Here is a 16,623-nt window from a genome sequence, read left to right on the forward strand (position 1 = left end):
CCTCGTTGGGAAGGCCTGGTTTTCGACGCGCCAGTGTTCGGCCGCCGCGCGGAGGTCCGCGGTGCTGAGGTCCAGGACCAGAAAGTACGCGTGGTACTCGGGCCAGTCATGGCTCGTCTTCCAGGGCGGCATGCTCTCGTGCGAGAAGTGGACGCGCACTCGGGCTCGTTCGGTGTTCGCGCCTTGCAGGCTAAATGCCAGGTTCGGCTCTGTGAAGGCGAGCAAGCCTTCGGCAGATCCGGCCGCGGTCGGGGTCACAGCGCCTGCGGCTAGCTTCGCCAACCAGATGGCGAGACTCTCTGTCTCCTCGGTTGTCAGACAGGGCTGAACGAAGCTCCACTCGCCACCACCGGCGGTGCGGACACGACCACCGATCATCAGCCAGTCATCGAAGTCGGCGGCGTCGTCGTCTAGCTCGCCCTCCTGTTTACTGTCCCTCCCCGTTGCGCCAGCGAAGGGGTGGTGCCTGTGTTGCCGGCGACTAGCCTGCTGGCGTTCCGGTCGCCACGCTGGACGGGGCCGGGAGTACGCCTAACTGGGTTAGCCAGCTGAGTTGGTCGAGGATGTTCCAGTGTTCGACGATCCGCCCGTCACGCACGCGCATGATGTCGACGTACTGGAACGTCACCCGCCTGCCCGTCGCTGGAACGCCGGCGAAATCCCCTGTGTTGGTACCCGACATCGTCTTCTTGGTCACCACCCGGTCGCCCTCGGCGATCATGTCATCAATGGTGAACGTCGCGTCGGGGTATGCCTGGGCGAACGCCTGAAGAAACAGCTTGCCACCTTCCCGATCCGAGGGGACGCCCGGAGGGCTGCTGAGGTTGACGAAATCCGGGTCATTGAGTTCGTCGTAGACGTCGAAGTCCTTACCGTTTTGGACTTCCTCGACGAACCGCCTGATCACCGCCTTGTTCCGCTCAGTCTCGTTGCGGTCTTCCATGGTTGTCACCACCTCGGAGTCGTGGCGCCGACCACCGGCGCCGACCAGCACCTAGCATCGCAGTGCAGCTTTCCCGACCGACAGAGAATCTGTTCCCGACCGTCCGGGAGCTCCAACTTCGGTCTCTTCCCGGTCGACATCCCACTCAGTGCCCACCATCAAGGCATACACCCAAACGCCTCACCGCACATCAGCGGCGATCACACGGTCCACGACGCAAAGGTGACGCTGTCGGGAAGGACACTGATGTCGTTTCGGTTGCGGGTCCACAGTCGGGCTTGGTCGCGGCGTCGCACGATGGCGACCCGGCTACTTGACTGAACGCTTCAGCCTGTGCGCTTCCTGCATGACCGCTGGGACGCCGTGGGAGCGAGTTGAGCGGTCCGATGTCCCGCCAGTTCGTGGAGTGGCTACGCGAAACCGCGGTTCCGCAGCGAGGCGGCCGTAGAACCTTGTCAAGGCGTGTCGGGGGTGACGAGCCTGTTCTGGTAGGCGAGGACTACGAGCTGGGCTCGGTCTCGGGCACCTAGTTTGGTCATGGCGCGCTGGATATGGGTGCGGACGGTGAGGACGCTTAGGTGGAGGACCGTGGCGATCTCGGCGTTTGAGTGACCTCGGGCTGCCAGTTTCATGACCTCGAGTTCGCGGTTGGTGAGATCCCGAAGGGCGGGGCTGGCGGGTGTTGGCGGCGAGGTGGCCAGAAACTGGGTGATGAGGGCCTTCGTGGCGCCGGCGGACAGAAGGCTCTCTCCGGTGGCGATCAAGCGGATGGCGTCGAGGAGAGCGTCGGTGGTGACGTACTTGCCGAGGAAGCCGCTGGCGCCGGCGCGGAGAGCGCGGGCGACATGGTCATCGTTCTCGAAAGTGGTGAGGACCAGGACGCGGGTTTCGGCGAGGTCGGCGTCGGCGCAGATCGTTTCGGTGGCGGTGAGCCCGTCGGTTCCCGGCATGCGCAAATCCATCAGCACGACGTCTGGGCGGTGGAGCCGGGTGAGTTCGACGGCCTCGGCGCCGTCGGCTGCCTCGGCGACGACCTCAAGGTCCTGGCAGGAGTCGATCAGGATCCGGAAGGTCCCACGGAGGAGGGCTTGATCATCGGCGAGGAGCACTCGGATCGTCATGACGACGTCGGGATGGTCGGGAGACGGAGCGGAGCTGCGTGGGTCTGTAGAGGGAGGGTGGTAACGACCTCGAAGGTTCCGGGGTTCACGTCGTTGACGGTCAGGTGGCCGCCAACGGCTTTGGCGCGCTCGTGCATACCAGTGAGGCCGAAGCCCGGCGTATCCGACTGCGGCGGGACGCTCGGGCTTCTGTTGTTACAGATCCTGATCGTGAGGGCTCCGTTCCTGTAGTGGAGGCTGAGATGGGCGCTACCGGTCGAACTGTGTTTGGTGGCGTTTGTGAGAGCCTCTTGAATGATGCGATAAGCGCTCAAATCGATGCCCGACGGCAGTTCCTGCGGGTCACCTTCCACTTCACAGGTGACCTGTAGCCCTGCAGATCCGCAGGAGGTCAACAGGTCCGGGAGCTTGGCCAGGCCGGGCGCCGGCTCCAGCGATTCGTCATCCGCGCCGCCTGTGCGCAGGACGCCGATGGTGTCCCGCAGGTCGAGCATGGCTGCGGTGGTGGTGGCTTGCAGGTCGGCGAGCATTGTCTTGGTGAGTTGGGGGTTGCTGCCGAGCAGGTGCGCTGCGGTGCCGGCCTGAGCGTGCGCGACGGCCATGTGGTGGGCAACGATGTCGTGAAGATCTCGAGCGATCCGCAGGCGTTCCTCGCTCACCCGCAGTCTGGCCTCCTCCTCACGGGTCCGTTCGGCGTACTCCGCTCGCGCGTGTACGGCGTCGAGGTACGCGTGCCGCAGTCGCGAGCTGCTGCCGAGGGCCAGCGGCAAGAGCAGCCAGAGCGCAGGCCCCAGCGCCCGCAGTGCCACCATCTCGTCGAAGTCCTCGAGGCCGACCGCAGTCGCGACGACAGCCGCGGTCGTGATGCCGCCGAACGTCCAGCTGGTCCGTGGCGTGGTTGTTGCCGCCAGCCAGTACAGCGCAACCATCACCGGGGCCAGCAGGAGCGGGGTGAGCAGGTAGCCGACGCTGCCGGTGACGACTGCGCACAACGTCGTCACAACCACCGCAAAGCGGGCGTGGCCGCGCGCCCTCAGGAGGGTCAGGCAGGCAAGCCCGGTCAGCAGCGCAGCGATCCACACCTCGTCCGGGCGGCTCTCGCCCGGACCCACCAGGGTCAGGCCGAGTAGGGCGCCCCCGGCGAGCGCGGTCACGATCACGGCATCGGTCAGCCAGGGGGCGCGTTCGGCGTACTGCTCAAGGTCGACCACGACGATCACCCCGTTCCGAGTTTGGTGCCCTCCACGTCAACAGTAGGCAGGATCTTGTCGAGCCGGCGCGGAAGCCACCAGGCACGCCGTCCGAGCAGCGCCAGGACGGCCGGAACGATCGCCATCCGTACGACGAACGCGTCGAACAGCACTGCGGCGGCCAGGCTGAAGCCGAGCATCTTGATGAAGGAGTCCTGCTCGGTGATGAACCCGCCGAAGACGGCCATCATGATCAGCGCAGCCGCGACCACGACCCGGGAACTCTGGGCCATCCCGGTCTCGATCGCTCGGCGAGCGTCCTGGCCGTGCAGGTACGCCTCTCGCATCCGTGAGACCAGGAACACCTCGTAGTCCATCGCCAGCCCGAAGACGACCCCGATCATGAAGATCGGTACGGCGCTCATGATCGGTCCGGTTACCTCCACTCCCAGCAGATCGGCCGCGAACCCCTTCTGGAAGACCAGTACCACCGCTCCGAGCGCGGCGAGGACCGAGAGCAGGAAGCCCAGGGCCGCCTTGATAGGCACCAGGATCGATCTGAACATGACCAAGAGCAGCAACGCGGCCAGGCTCACCACGGTTGCAAGGTAGGGCACCAAAGCGCGTTGGAGCTTGTCGGACAGGTCGATGTTGATCGCCGTGGTGCCGGTCACCTTGAACGTCGCCCCGGTCCCAGCGGTGATCTGCGCCCGTGCAGCACGCAGCCGCTGCACCAGGTCCGTGGTGGCGGCATCGGTCGGGCTCGTTGCCGGGACGGTCTCGAAGAGCGCCGTGTCACCCGCCTCGTTGAACTGAGCCGGCGACACCGAGGCGATGCCGCGGGTGCCGGCCAGCTTGGTGGAGATCGAGGCGGCAGCGGCCTTCGGATCAGGCGAGCCCTTGCCGTCGACAACGATCATCAGCGGGCCGTTGAAGCCAGGGCCGAACGCACTGGCCAGTTCGTCGTACGCGCGGCGTTGTGTCGTCGAGGTCGGTTTTGCCTCGTCGCCGAGCAACCCCAGCCGCAGTGCGGTGGCCGGCACGGCGAGGGCACCGAGCAGGACCACACCGGCGGTGAGCACGGCGATGGGGTGCCGGAGTACGAACTGCGCCCACCGCCGGCCGCCCGTACGCTCGGACACCGGCTTCCCCCGGCGCTGAGCGCGTGACAGCACCTTGGCGGGCACGAACCCGAGGATCGCCGGTACGAGCGTCAGCGCAACGAGGACCGCGATCACCACCGCAGCCGCGGCCGCAAGGCCCATCTTGGTCAGCATGGGCATCCCGACCACCGAGAGCCCGGTAAGCGCGATCACCACGGTCAGGCCCGCGAACGCCACCGCCGAACCCGCCGTACCGACCGCCCGGCCGACGGCCTCGATCGGCGACCGCCCGCGGCTGCGTTCCTCGCGGTACCGGGCGACGACGAAAAGGGCGTAGTCGATCCCCACGGCCAGGCCGAGCATCAGCGCCAGCGTGGTGGTCGTCGTCGAGAGGCCGAACACGTCGCTGAGCGCCAGCAGGGAGAGCAGGCTGACCGCAACCCCGAGCAGAGCTGTGAGCAACGGCAGCCCTGCCGCGACCAACGACCCGAGGGTGATCACCAGGATCACCGCGGCCAAAGAGATGGCAACAATCTCGGCCACGCCTGCCGGACCACCCGACTCCAGCGCATCGCCTCCCGCGTCGACCGTCAGTCCCGACCGTCTGGCTGTCTCGACCGCCGCCGTGAGTGCAGCACGACTATCGGCCGTGACCTCGTTGGCGGGCACTTTGTACATCACACTCGCGTACGCCGCCGAGCGATCCGCGCTGACCGCATCCGACTGGAACGGATCGGCGACGTTGGCCACCTGTCCCGCCGTGCCGAGCTGCCGGACAGCCGACCCGATCGCGGACTTGAACGGCTCCGCGGTGACGTCAGCACCCTTGGGTGCCACGAACACGACCGTCGCCCCACCTGCATCCGCAGTCAGTCCGGGGAACCGCTCCTGCATCAGGTCGAACGTCTGCTGCGACTCCGTCCCCGGCATCGAGAAATCGTCGGCGGGCGCCGAGGGAGCCGTCACGCCGGCGAAGACCGCCCCAGCCAGGATCGCCAACCAGACAATGAGAACCGGACCTCGGCGCCTGAAAGCGAACCTGCCCAGCCGAGCGAGAAGCGTTGCCACAAGAAGTCTCCAACACGAAGGAATCGGACGCACCCACGATCCCGGCACCACCCTGGCCGAGTCGTCCTGCAGGAGACGGCAATCGCCTACTGAGTCCGCACCAGAGTCGCGCCGTCGAATACTGCAACTGCAGTACTCGACTCGCTCCGAAGCTTCGCGATCCACTACAGCTGTTCAAGTGGGGTCTTTACCGAACATGTGAGTTCGGGGCAGTGCAGACGACCATCGCCGAGTCGTCGACCGCCGGGTCTGGTCGGCCCGGTTAAGTCTGCTGGGTTTCGTCCAGCCCGCCGGCGATCCCAGTCTCGTGGGCGAGTACGACGGCTTGCACGCGATCGCGGCGGCCCAGCTTCGCCAGGATGCGGGCGACGTGAGTCTTGACTGTTGTTTCGGCAAGGTAGAGCTCCGAGCCGATCTCGGCGTTGGACAGGCCGCGGGCCATCGACCGCAGTACGTCCAGCTCACGTGGCGTGAGGTTGTCGAGTCCGCGTGTGCTGGCAATCAAACCTGCTGGAGGCGCGCGACATAGCTCTCCACGAGTCGGCGGATCACCGTCGGACCCAGCTGGGTCTCCCCCGCAGCGCAGGCCAGCACGGCCGACACGAGATCGGCCGGCGGCGTGGTCTTGAGAAGGAATCCTGAGGCGCCAGCGCGCGGTGCGTGAAAGACGTACTCGTCCAGGTCGAACATCGTGAGCACCAGGACGCGGGTGCTGGGGCTGTGCCGGACGATCTCGCGTGTTGCTGATAGACCGTCGCCGCCGGGCATCTCGATGTCCATCAGGACGACGTCGGGATGCAGTTCGCGCACCGCCCGGATGGCGCCGGGGCCGTCGGATTCCTCGCCGACGACGTCGGTCGCCTCGTGAGCATTCAGGATCGCCGCGAGTCCCGCCCGCACCAGGTCGTGGTCGTCGACAACAAGCACACGAACGCTCATGGCGCGACCTCGGGCGACGCTGGAATCCGAACTGTGACAGCGAAGCCGGAGCCGTCGGCTGCCGGGCCTGTCACGAGGTCGCCGCCGAGCCGCTCGACTCGTTCGGCGATCCCGACCAGGCCGTAGCCGCGGCGACCAGTGGTCGACCATCCCGGGCCATCATCGACGACGCTGACGTGGGTCGCTCCCGATGTTCTCTGAACTGTCACCGTGACCTGAGCGCCGTGCGCGTGGCGAAGCACATTCGTGAGCGCCTCCTGGACGATGCGGTAAACAGCTGACGAGGCGGGACCGGAAAGCGGGTGGTCCACCGATATCGAGATCCTCAGCCCGGCGCTCCGCATGCGCTCAACGAGTGCGGCCAGATCTGACACGTCGTGGTCTACCTGGCCGGCACCCTGGAGAGGCGCGCCGATCGCGCCCTCGCCGATGGCGCCGACGAGCTTGTCGAGCTCTGTCAGGGTCTCGTCTGCCGTTCTTTGTATGACGTCCAGCGCGGCTCGAGCTCGCGCCGGATCGGAGTGCCGGAGCACGCCTGCTGCCGCGGCCTGCACGACCATCACGCCGATCGCACCGGAAACGACGTCGTGCAGGTCTCGCGCGACCGCGACTCGCTCACCCAGCACGGCCTGTTCGGCCGCAAGGGCCAACTCGGTTCTGCGCCGAGCCGATGTGTCTCGGGCGGCAGCGCCGCGCTGCTTGCTCCACCGCACGGTCATGCCGCCGACGGCACCTGCAACCATGATCAGCTGTGTGATCCGCAGGTTCGATGGGTCGAGGCGTGCCAGCGACACCGAGACGACGATAGCCATCGCGGACAGTGCCAGTATGTTCCCCGCAATCCGCCGGGTCGCGGCTGTGCATGCCCAGGCCAGCCCGCCGAGGGAGGCGACCATCCAGAGCCCCGGCGTGACCGGCTGGACAAAAGGTCGCCGGCGCCGAAGGCAGCCGCCGACCAGACCGCCCCCAGCCAAGGCGCGACCCGCCATGTGACGATCGCCGCCGCGGCGGCCGCAGTGAGCACAACGGACACCGCTGGCTGCGCCGGCGAGGGCATGTCGGCTTGCCCATAGGCGAACTGCTCGAACACGGCAACAGCACCCACCGCCACCGCCACCAGCATGTCTCGCCTCGGCGGCACCACCAGCGCGGTCGCCGGCGTATCGACATATCGGGGGCTGGCCTCACGGGCGTCGCGGAGAAGGCCGAGCATCCGGCGTAGCTCGGTGGTCGCCCGACGTCCGGCGAGCTGGATCCCGTCCAGAGGGCGGGTGGGGTCGGATCGCCATGTACTGGCGGCCTCGTCGGCCAGGGCAGCCATCCGCACGACCGCCGCACGTACCGCCGCCTCGATGTCTGCCGCCAGCCTCACTCGCTCCTCAACGACAGCCCGCCGTGCCGCCTCCGCCGGCAGGGTAGCCGCGAGGCTCCTGGCCAGGGCCTGCTCGGCCCGGGCTCGCCGGACGGCGCTCAGCACCAGCCGCAGACCCACGAGCAGACCGATCAGCATGACAGAGCCGAACAGCAGTTCCAGCCACCCAGCACCGTCATCGGCGACCACGGCAACAGAGGTGACGGCGACCGCCGCACCGATGATCCCCACATCCCCCACACGTGACCTGGTCTCGTCTTCGGCGATAACCGCCCTCACCGCGCTTCGGGTCCTCCTCGAGGACGACCCCGGATCCGACTCCGAGCAGCTGAGGTCGGTCCTCGTCGGCCGACGACATACGACTTCTGCGTTCCTAGCGTGCTCGGTAGGCGCCACCGCGCGAAGACAGACGCACCCGAGGGAGTCAGGAAATGAGAATGCTGACACGAGTCACGCTCGTCGCCGCCGTCGCCGCATCGTCGATCGCCATCGGCGACGCTGTAACGATCGCTGCGACCGGCCAATTTCGTGGACGAAGAGTCGCCGCGCTTGGTGTCTTCGCTGGTCAACGGGGTGCACGCGACGACGTACGCGCTGATTGTCGCCGTCCTGGTTCGGGCGGGCGACGCGATCGACCACGGGAGCCGGTTGCGGCGGTGGTCGCGCCGTCTGCTGGCGGCAGCCCTGGCCGTACTAACGGTCGCTTTCGCGACGGCCACAATCATTGGTCGATTCACCAACGTCATGGAGGCCTTTGCCGGTGCGTCGTTCCTGCTGATGTTCGTCCTCGGCGCCTTCCTAGGCGTACTCCTCCTGCGCGGGCACGCCAGCATCGCAGCCAGTCTGATGGTCGCACCGCTGGTGCTGCTGCCCGCAATGATCGCGCTCAACCTGGTAGCCCCCCGGTTGATGCACCCCGGCTACGCCCTGGCGGCCCTGTACATCGGGTTGGCTCTGCTCGGTGGCCTGCACGATCCAGCGACCGCCGGAGAGCATCGGCCGACGCGGCGCCTCCTGATTGGGCGGGGCGCGGTTCGATCGCCCCGACCGTAGCCCGCATCCGCTGGCCTGTCGCGTCCCGAGGACCCTTGCGTCACTGGCGGAAAGGGTCCTCGAACGAAAGCCGCGGACTGGCGAGCTGCCGGGACAGTTTGTCGTCGATGAGTCGAAGGCAGACGAGTTCAAGGTCGCCGCGTAGTCCGGTCAACAAGCTGGGCCGTTCTGGGCGAAGGATCCAAAGATCGGGAACCGGATTCTCTGTACTAGTCAAGCTCTCGCAGGAGAGGTCAGCTTTCGGTCACGACGTAGTGCAGGCGAACGGAGCCGCCGGTGTCGGTGTGCACCGAGAGCAACTGCAATCGGGTCGGGGACTCGCCTACGGCAAGGGGTGGCCCGTCCATGACCGACGGTGTGCCGAGTCCGCCAATGAGAGCAGGCGCCAGCGTCAGATGCAGTTCGTCGATCAGACCTGCCCGCAACATTGCACCGTTGAGGCCCCCGCCCGCGGTCGACAGCACGCAACTGATGCCGAGCTCAGTGCCCATCGCGGCGATCCCTCGCGCCAGGTCGACGCGCTCCTCGCCGACCACGAGATAGCAGATGCGTTCCCGGCGGAGATAGGCGAGATAGTCGGCCGGGGTCGACCCCGCCACCAGGACCAGCGCGTCCCAGTTGTGATGTTTCTCGGTCCAGCGCACCCTTCCGCGGCTGTCGACAACGGTGAACCACATGTGCGGCGGGGACGGTTGTCCGGTGATGTCCGGTGGGAGGAAGTGCTGGTAGAGCCCGGCGGTGTCACCGTCGTAGGTAGGTAGTTCTTCCGGAATCTCGTGCTCGGCGACCAGGCTGCCGCTGCCCTCCAGGATCGCGTTGCAGCCGTACTGCTGTCTGAGCACGTCGAGGATGTCGAGCGGCACCGGATCGGCGGCACGCGGCGTCATCGCGCCCCACAGATCCAAACTTGGCTGGTGCATCAAGAGCGCGTCCCGGGTGAGCGCGACCTTCCCGTCGACACTGGCTCCCACGCTCACCACCACGCGCGGTCGCTCCCGCATCACAGCCTCCTTCGGCTCGCTGGACGGCGGACACCAGATCTACCACCGGCCACCGACAACGCGCGCCGGCCACATCCACGCCCGGATGCCGATGACCGGCACACCGGACAACCGGGAGGCGTGTCTCGCTCCCGGGAACGCCTCATATGAGGCGTGGCGTCCCATTCAACTGTCGTTCTTCTCGGCCCTGCGGCTGGCTTGCGCGTGCGGCGCCAGGTTCGTCTTTGGGAACGCGTCAAAGCGCCGGCGCCCGACGCTGGAGCGTGGTCGATCGCTGCGTCTAGCAGAGCGCAGGCGACTCCGGTTCCGCGGATGTCGCGGTCGACGTAGAAACAGGTGACGGCGAAGACATCGTGAGCCCCAGGAGCAGGCCGTACTGCCGAGACCGTTCAAGCCGGCTGTGGTCCTCACGCCGCGCGACGGCGACCCAGCCAACCGGACGGCCGTCAATGTAGGCGGCCAGCGTCCCGAAGGAGTATCCGCTCAACAAACACGGCAAGATCGATCGTGGACAGCTGGCGTCCGAACGGATCCGCCTGAATGTCTCAGCTTCAGAAGCAGAGCGGGTGCCCGGCCGGATCGGCGTAGACGGCATTCTGCAGGTGGATCCCGCCCAGCTCTTCGGCACGTGCCATCGCGGCCTTGGCTGCCGGGGTTTGGAAGTGGGGAATTTCGTGGTCCACCGTGAACCGGTAGTCAACGTGCAGTTGCGCCGGATAGGCGGGGTCGGGCCACCGCGGAGCGGGGAACTGTGCGTGCTGAAACGCCAGGTTGGGCAGATCATCGTCGTCGAGGTCGACCACGACTCGCTCAGGTGAGTCTTCGAGCCGCTCCTGTACGCCGACGAAACCCTCGTAGAACCTTGCCAGCGAGCGCGGGCTAAAGCAGTCGTAAACCAGGTGTGCGACCGTCGGATGAACGGTGCCCAGGGCAACTAGCCTAGGAGCAACGGGGCGGCGGGCGATGGTCAGATGATGCTGGTCCAGATCGTGGTGCCTGCGGAATTGCCGATGAAGGGGTTGTTGACGGCCCACAGCACGCCCTTGGCGTATTCCGGCACGTCGAAGTCGCAGGAATCCCGATCAGCGCACGCCAGCCTGCTCAACCGACCTCCTCCACTTGTCGGATCTCTCAGTACCCGCGCCATCCAACCACGGTCCGATCGCCGCCCCCCGGGCCGCCCCGCACCGGTCACTCTCAGGGTTTTCCTACCGAGTTCTTAGCGTGCTTTATGGGCAGTTGGGGAACGTCGATCGTCTAAATGGTTGTTGGACACCACGAAGGACGAGAGGACGGAGCTGCTGTGGCAGGTTTGGGGATCGCCGAGGCGCCGGGTACCCGCCTGGCGCAGGACAGGGCCGAGGTGCGGTACCCGGCGGACTCGGTGGTGGTGCTGGCCGGGATCCCGGGGGCCGGCAAGAGCACGCTGCTTCGCCGGTTGTTTCCGGAAGGTGCCGACCACCAGGGCGTGCGCGTGTTCGACTCCGAGCGGCTGCGGGCCCGCTGGATGCCGGTGCTTGCCGCCGTCCCGTACCCGTGGTGGCGGCCGCTGCTGCACCTCACCTACTACGTGAAAGTCCTCAGCGCGATGCGCGAGGGCCCGATGATCCTCCACGACTGCGCCACTCGCCCCTGGGTACGGCGACTGATCGGTTGGCGCGCGCGGCGCTCGGGTCTCGCGGTGCACCTGATCCTGCTCGACGTACCCGGCGACGTGGCCCGCTCCGGCCAGCACGCCCGCGGCCGCGTCGTCCGCAGCGGCAGCATGGCCACCCACTGCCGCCGCTGGCCGCGCCTGATCGCCCGGGCCGTCGACGACCCCGGCCACCTGGTCCCCGGTGCGGTCTCCGCGACGATCCTGACCCGCGGCCAGGCGAACCGACTGGAGCAGATCGCCTTCGAGTAGCAGCGGCGACCTCAGGGTGCGGATCGACACCAGTTGACCCGGGTCACCACAGCCTGGCCGCAATCACGCGACCAGGCTGTGGTGCCGGCCGTTACTGGCTCTCGTCCGCGTCCAGCGGGCAGGTGTCCTCGGTGCGCTCGCCGGTGAAGTCGACGTCCGGGTGTGCGTCGCTGAGCAGTGCAGCAACGTTGTTGGCCGCCTCACCGCCGTAGTGCTGCGGGTTGTCCAGGACCTGCTGCAGGGTCGGGTTCGCGACGCCGCCCTTCCTGGTGCCGTTGACGTCTGGGTCGAACAGCGCGTTGTAGGACTGCGTCATGTCGACGCCGGTCTCGGCCACCGCGCCCGGGTTGTTCTTCCAGAACCCCGGTGTGCAGAACTCACCTCCGGGCGGCGTGGTCGTCGTTGTGGTCGTGGTCGGTGCTGTGTAGGTGGATGTGGTGGTCGTCGTACTCGTCGTACTCGAGGTGGCGCCGGCTTGGGAGACAAAGCCAAGGCCGAGCACACCTCCGGCGGCGACAGCAGATACTGCGGCGACGACAGCGAACACCCCACGGTTGCGGCCCATCGAAGGCCCCCCTTTGTGTGAAATCGAGCCACCGCGGACACCGCGGCGACACTCCCCTGCCCGTCTCCCCACAGACGGATTTCCTCGAAGGTACGACCAAGCTCCGCAGATGACCAGAGGTCGACGATCTCTCACCCACAGTTACAGGCATCTCACGCACGCCGCGTGATCGCACCGAATCGGTCGGTAATTGTTGCAGATCGTGACCTCGCCGGGAGTTGACGACTTACGACGGAAGCCCGGATCCTGACCGAAGCGGTCGTCCGCCATGATCGCGTCTGCTGCAGGGGGGAACCTGTCATGCACTCACGTTTTCCGCATGCCCGGGCACTGGTCGCCGCGGTCGTGCCGCTCGCGGTGGTTCTCGCCGCCGCCGCTCCGGCCACCGCGCAGGATCCGCCGCCGACGGCGGGTGCGCACGACCACCGCGGCCACGATCACGACCATGCCGCCGAGGACCTGGTCGGCGTACCGATGAACGAGATCGAGCGCGCCGCGAAAGCCCGTTCCGACGAGGTCGCCCGGCAGACCGGTCAGCGGCCCGGCCGTCGTTCCCCCAAGGAGCAGGCGGTGGCCGACGCGGTCGCCGCGGCCGCGGATCCGGCCATGTCCGGGACCTGGAGCGGCGTGATCGACACTCCCGTCGTACCGGTGTTCAACGCCACGCTGCCGAACGGCAAGGTCCTCATGTGGGACTCCATCGGTGAGGGTCCGACCGAGTCGTACAGCGACCAGTCGTTCACCCGGGCCGCCGTGTGGGATCCGGTGACGAACACCAGCAGGCGCGTCGACGTCCAGGGCTACAACATTTTCTGTGCCGGCTACGCCCAACTGTCCGACGGCACCGTCCTTGTTGCCGGAGGCAACCGTGATGCGTCGCTGAACGGGCTGCGGAAGACCCACCTGTTCGACTGGCGGACGGAGACATGGCGTCGCGGTCCGGACATGGCCGCCGAGCGCTGGTACCCGTCGGTGACCGCGCTGCCGAACCAGGAGGCGCTGATCCAGGGCGGCGGCCCGGAGAACGCCGAGGTGCACCAGACCAACCAGTGGATCCGGCTGCTCACCGGGTTCACCACGCCGTCCAGTCGCCTGTACCCACTCCTCACCGTCCGTCCGGACGGGAACGTCGACCTGGTCGGGACCAACGCGGTCATGCGCACGCTGCAGACGAGTGCGACCGGCGCCCAAGTCGGTACGTCGATCCGCGACCTGATCAACCGTGACTACGCCAGCTTCGCCACTGTCCGGGTCGGGAAGACTCTGGTCGCCGGTGGTGGCATCGTCGCTGAGGACGGCAAGGTCGGCGTACCCACCCGTACCGCGGTGGTCGTCGACTCGAACGACCTGACGTACGCGCAGCCGACCGGGTCGATGGCCACCGGACGCCGGCAGCACAACCTGACCGTCCTCGCCGACGGCGATGCGCTGGCCACCGGTGGCATGAACGCCGTGATGAGCGACGGCAGCGTCAATCTGGCCGCCCCGGTGTACGCCGCTGAGCTCTACGACACCGAGACGGGTACGTGGCGCACACTCGGCGCGGCGAATCGGATCCGGCAGTATCACTCGACCGCCCTGCTGCTCCCCGACGGCCGGGTGATGACCGGTGGCGGCGGCATCTGTGGTGAGTGCCAGCGCGTCGGTTACCTGGAGAAGAACCTCGAATACTTCACCCCGCCGTACCTGTACGGCGCCGACGGCCAGCTCGCGGCTCGTCCGGAGATCACGGCGGCGCCGGCGACCGCGTCCTACGCAAGCACCTTCGCGGTGACCTCGCCACAGGCCGGGGCGATCGCCAAGGTGGGCCTCGTCGGGCTGGGTGCACCGACACACGGCGACGACCAGGGTCAGCGGTACGTGCCGCTCTCGTTCAGCGCCTCGGGTACGACGCTGACCATCGACTCACCGGCCAACATCAACGTCGCCCCACCCGGCTACTACATGCTCTTCGTTGTCGACAGCAACGGTGTGCCGTCGGTGGCGCGGATGGTGCGACTGACCGCGACGGCCCCGGCGGCCCCGGCGCCGATCCGGCTCACCATCAGCGGCCCGGGCGACCGGTGCCTGGACATCGACCACAGCTCGATCCTGCCCGGCACCAAGATCCAGCTGTGGGACTGCAACGGCACACCGGCGCAACGCTGGACGCGCCCGGCCGACGGCACGCTGCGAGCGCTCGGGGTCTGCGCCGACGTACCGGGAGGCAATCTGAAGGCCGGCGCTCCACTGCGGACCGACATCTGCAGCAGTATCGATCCGGCCCAGAAGTGGACCATCGAAACCGACGGCCGGATCAGGTCCACCACCAAACCGAAGCTCTGCTGGTCGGCTCCCGGAAAGACCAACGCCGAACAGGTGACCCTGGCGAACTGCAACGGCTCGTCGACCCAGGTGTTCCGGTACTAGTCGGGGTGCTCCCTACCCACGATCCGGAATTGTCGGTGGCGCGTGATTGGCTCGGACTTCTCGATGGGGAGGAGTGCGCGTGAAGGTTCGAGTTGGGCGTGAGGTGCTGGCCGAGGCGGTCGGTTGGGTGGCGAAGGGGCTGCCGAGCCGGCCGAGTGTGCCGATCCTGGCCGGGATGCTGGTGGAGGCCGGCGACGGGCAGGTGACGTTGTCCGGGTTCGACTACGAGAGTTCGGCTCAGGTGAGCGTGCCGGCCGAGGTGGCGGACGAAGGGCGGTATCTGGTGTCCGGCCGGTTGCTGGCCGACATCTGCCGGAGCATGCCGCGCGACTCGGTGGAGCTGAGTGGCGAGGCGGCTCGGGTGCAGGTGAGCAGCGGGAGCTCGCGCTTCGTGCTGCAGACCTTGCCGCTCGGCGAGTATCCGGCGTTGCCCGAGGTGCCCGCGGCGACCGGTGTGGTGAGCGGCGACGTGTTCGCGCGGGCGGTCGGACAGGTGGTGAGTGCCTCCGGGCGGGACGACACGTTGCCGGTGTTCACCGGGATCAGGGTGGAGATCCGCGGGTCGACGATCTCGCTGCTGGCCACCGACCGGTACCGGCTCGCCGTGCGGTCGTTCGCGTGGGAGCCGGTCGATCCCGCTGTGGAGGCCAACGCGTTGGTGCCGGCCCGGACGCTCGCCGAGGTGACCAAGTCGATGGCCGGTCACGATGTCACGCTCGCGCTCGGTTCGACCCGCACAGGGGACGGGTTGATCGGGTTCGAGAGCGCCGTCCGGCGGGCGACGAGCCGGCTGATCGACGGCGACTTCCCGAAGGTCCGCAGCCTGATCCCGGCGGCGTCCGCGATCACCAGCACAGTGCGGGTGGAGACCGCGGCGCTGGTAGAGGCGGTGAAGCGGGTCGCGCTGGTGGCGGAGCGGACGGCGCCGGTGCGGCTGACATTCGCGGACGGTACGGCGACCTTGGCCGCAGGTAGCGGCGAGGAGGCGCAGGCGTCGGAGTCGGTGGAGGTCGTTCTGACCGGCGACCCGGTGGTGGCCGGGTTCAACGCGGGCTACCTGCTGGACGGTCTCGCGTCGATCGGCGCCCCGGTGGCGCATTTCGCCTTCACCCAGCCGACCAAGCCGGCCAATCTCACCGGCCTCCGCTCTCCCGACGACGAGCCGGCCGACGATTCGGCGTACATCCTGATGCCCATGCGCCTGCCAAGCTGATGTGGAGTTCGGCTATACCTGAGCGCGTGAGCGTGGCTGAGGAAGTGATCGCGCGGTACCTCGCCCGGCGGGACGTGCTCGAGCCGGCCGACCGGATCGTACTGATGGGCTCCGCCGTGCTGGAGTCGGTCGCGACGGCAGCCGAGCTGTACCACCAACGGCTGGCCCCACGAATCCTGATCAGCGGCGGCATCGGCCACTCGACCCAACACCTCGAGGACGCGGTACGACGACGCGGTCTCGAGGTCGACACCACCGGCCGACCGGAGTCCCACGTCTTCCGCGAGCTACTCATCAGCTCGTACGACGTACCGCCGGAGTCCATCGTGGTCGAGGACCGGTCGACGAACTGTGGTGAGAACGCGGAGTTCACCCGGCGGATCATCACCCGGCCGGAGAGACTGCTACTGATCCAGGATCCGACGATGCAGCGCCGGACCCACGCCTGCTTCGAGCGCTCCTTCGCCGACCTGCCCGGCACGCGCCTGATCAGTCACGCACCCGTCATCCCGTGGATCGGCCCGGACCACGTCAGCGCCGGCCCCGGCCACCCGGCGATCTGGAGCCGCCGTAGGTTCACCTCCCTCCTCCTCGGCGAGATTCGCCGACTCCGCGACGACGCCGACGGCTACGGCCCACACGGCCGCAACTTCATCGACCACGTTGCCGTGCCGGACGATGTGCTTGCCGCGTACAACCTTCTCGCTGCCGAGCACCCCGACCTGATCCGTCAGTAGCCG

Annotated in this window: 17 protein-coding genes and 1 pseudogene; 5 read left to right on the top strand and 13 right to left on the bottom strand. The window is 67.6% G+C overall.

Annotation, left to right across the window (positions count from 1 at the left end; genetic code table 11):
- Positions 1–481 precede the first annotated feature (481 nt).
- From AB0F43_RS05890 to AB0F43_RS05925, 8 genes are all read right to left on the bottom strand, one after another.
- A complete protein-coding gene (locus AB0F43_RS05890; RefSeq protein ID WP_360471183.1) occupies positions 482–943 on the bottom strand; it encodes an ester cyclase in 462 nt (153 codons plus the stop codon).
- 455 nt (positions 944–1,398) lie between these two features.
- The gene (locus AB0F43_RS05895; RefSeq protein ID WP_360471186.1) at positions 1,399–2,064 is read right to left on the bottom strand and encodes a response regulator transcription factor; all 666 of its coding nucleotides are present in this window, start codon (positions 2,062–2,064) and stop codon (positions 1,399–1,401) included.
- Positions 2,061–3,275, bottom strand: coding sequence for a histidine kinase (locus AB0F43_RS05900; RefSeq protein WP_360471189.1), 1,215 nt, complete (start codon positions 3,273–3,275; stop codon positions 2,061–2,063). The genes AB0F43_RS05895 and AB0F43_RS05900 overlap by 4 nt, the downstream gene beginning before the upstream one ends.
- A 5-nt stretch (positions 3,276–3,280) precedes the next feature.
- The gene (locus tag AB0F43_RS05905) at positions 3,281–5,356 is read right to left on the bottom strand and encodes an MMPL family transporter (protein WP_360471191.1); all 2,076 of its coding nucleotides are present in this window, start codon (positions 5,354–5,356) and stop codon (positions 3,281–3,283) included.
- A 331-nt stretch (positions 5,357–5,687) separates the two neighbouring features.
- The gene (locus AB0F43_RS05910) at positions 5,688–5,930 is read right to left on the bottom strand and encodes a LuxR C-terminal-related transcriptional regulator (RefSeq protein WP_360471194.1); all 243 of its coding nucleotides are present in this window, start codon (positions 5,928–5,930) and stop codon (positions 5,688–5,690) included.
- Positions 5,927–6,364: a response regulator transcription factor gene (locus AB0F43_RS05915; RefSeq protein ID WP_360471197.1), complete on the bottom strand. Its 438-nt coding sequence runs from the start codon at positions 6,362–6,364 to the stop codon at positions 5,927–5,929. The genes AB0F43_RS05910 and AB0F43_RS05915 overlap by 4 nt, the downstream gene beginning before the upstream one ends.
- Entirely contained in the window at positions 6,361–7,158 is a 798-nt protein-coding gene (locus tag AB0F43_RS05920; protein ID WP_360471199.1) for an ATP-binding protein, read from the bottom strand. The genes AB0F43_RS05915 and AB0F43_RS05920 overlap by 4 nt, the downstream gene beginning before the upstream one ends.
- A complete protein-coding gene (locus AB0F43_RS05925; RefSeq protein WP_360471202.1) occupies positions 7,110–8,015 on the bottom strand; it encodes a hypothetical protein in 906 nt (301 codons plus the stop codon). Before AB0F43_RS05925 ends, AB0F43_RS05920 begins: the two co-directional genes overlap by 49 nt.
- Positions 8,016–8,288: 273 nt before the next feature.
- On the opposite strand from AB0F43_RS05925, the gene AB0F43_RS05930 reads away from it, so the two are divergent.
- Positions 8,289–8,789, top strand: a complete 501-nt coding sequence (locus AB0F43_RS05930) for a hypothetical protein (protein WP_360471204.1) — start codon at positions 8,289–8,291, stop codon at positions 8,787–8,789.
- Between the two features lie 233 nt (positions 8,790–9,022).
- On the opposite strand, the gene AB0F43_RS05935 is transcribed toward AB0F43_RS05930, so the two are convergent.
- From AB0F43_RS05935 to AB0F43_RS05950, 4 genes and pseudogenes are all read right to left on the bottom strand, one after another.
- Positions 9,023–9,790, bottom strand: a complete 768-nt coding sequence (locus AB0F43_RS05935; protein WP_360471207.1) for a dihydrofolate reductase family protein — start codon at positions 9,788–9,790, stop codon at positions 9,023–9,025.
- A pseudogene (locus tag AB0F43_RS05940) lies at positions 9,790–10,143 on the bottom strand (GNAT family N-acetyltransferase); the annotation flags it as partial. The gene AB0F43_RS05935 and the pseudogene AB0F43_RS05940, both read right to left, overlap by 1 nt.
- A 198-nt stretch (positions 10,144–10,341) precedes the next feature.
- Positions 10,342–10,776: a VOC family protein gene (locus AB0F43_RS05945; RefSeq protein ID WP_360473042.1), complete on the bottom strand. Its 435-nt coding sequence runs from the start codon at positions 10,774–10,776 to the stop codon at positions 10,342–10,344.
- Entirely contained in the window at positions 10,758–10,895 is a 138-nt protein-coding gene (locus AB0F43_RS05950; protein WP_360473083.1) for a hypothetical protein, read from the bottom strand. The genes AB0F43_RS05945 and AB0F43_RS05950 overlap by 19 nt, the downstream gene beginning before the upstream one ends.
- A gap of 198 nt (positions 10,896–11,093) precedes the next feature.
- Here AB0F43_RS05950 and AB0F43_RS05955 point away from each other — a divergent pair, with 198 nt between their 5' ends.
- Entirely contained in the window at positions 11,094–11,696 is a 603-nt protein-coding gene (locus tag AB0F43_RS05955; RefSeq protein WP_360471210.1) for an AAA family ATPase, read from the top strand.
- A 91-nt stretch (positions 11,697–11,787) separates the two neighbouring features.
- Here the strand turns inward: AB0F43_RS05955 and AB0F43_RS05960 are convergent, their stop codons facing one another.
- Entirely contained in the window at positions 11,788–12,261 is a 474-nt protein-coding gene (locus tag AB0F43_RS05960; protein ID WP_360471212.1) for a hypothetical protein, read from the bottom strand.
- 300 nt (positions 12,262–12,561) lie between these two features.
- On the opposite strand from AB0F43_RS05960, the gene AB0F43_RS05965 reads away from it, so the two are divergent.
- The 3 genes from AB0F43_RS05965 to AB0F43_RS05975 all read left to right on the top strand — a co-directional run bounded on the left by AB0F43_RS05965 (position 12,562) and on the right by AB0F43_RS05975 (position 16,620).
- Positions 12,562–14,670, top strand: a complete 2,109-nt coding sequence (locus AB0F43_RS05965; protein WP_360471215.1) for a galactose oxidase-like domain-containing protein — start codon at positions 12,562–12,564, stop codon at positions 14,668–14,670.
- A gap of 79 nt (positions 14,671–14,749) precedes the next feature.
- Positions 14,750–15,883 (top strand): DNA polymerase III subunit beta, encoded by a 1,134-nt coding sequence (gene dnaN / locus AB0F43_RS05970; RefSeq protein WP_360471218.1) that lies wholly within the window; start codon positions 14,750–14,752, stop codon positions 15,881–15,883.
- Positions 15,884–15,909: 26 nt separating this feature from the next.
- Positions 15,910–16,620 (top strand): YdcF family protein, encoded by a 711-nt coding sequence (locus tag AB0F43_RS05975; RefSeq protein ID WP_360471221.1) that lies wholly within the window; start codon positions 15,910–15,912, stop codon positions 16,618–16,620.
- Positions 16,621–16,623 lie beyond the last annotated feature (3 nt).

Source organism: Kribbella sp. NPDC023972 (assembly GCF_040639075.1).
Classification (GTDB): domain Bacteria; phylum Actinomycetota; class Actinomycetes; order Propionibacteriales; family Kribbellaceae; genus Kribbella.

Bases quoted from the DNA above. Each gene is read 5' to 3' on its own strand.
- AB0F43_RS05965 (WP_360471215.1), top strand. From the start codon at position 12,562: ATGCACTCACGTTTTCCGCATGCCCGGGCACTGGTCGCCGCGGTCGTG.
- AB0F43_RS05890 (WP_360471183.1), bottom strand. From the start codon at position 943: ATGGAAGACCGCAACGAGACTGAGCGGAACAAGGCGGTGATCAGGCGG.
- AB0F43_RS05935 (WP_360471207.1), bottom strand. From the start codon at position 9,790: ATGCGGGAGCGACCGCGCGTGGTGGTGAGCGTGGGAGCCAGTGTCGAC.
- AB0F43_RS05915 (WP_360471197.1), bottom strand. From the start codon at position 6,364: ATGAGCGTTCGTGTGCTTGTTGTCGACGACCACGACCTGGTGCGGGCG.
- AB0F43_RS05895 (WP_360471186.1), bottom strand. From the start codon at position 2,064: ATGACGATCCGAGTGCTCCTCGCCGATGATCAAGCCCTCCTCCGTGGG.
- AB0F43_RS05960 (WP_360471212.1), bottom strand. From the start codon at position 12,261: ATGGGCCGCAACCGTGGGGTGTTCGCTGTCGTCGCCGCAGTATCTGCT.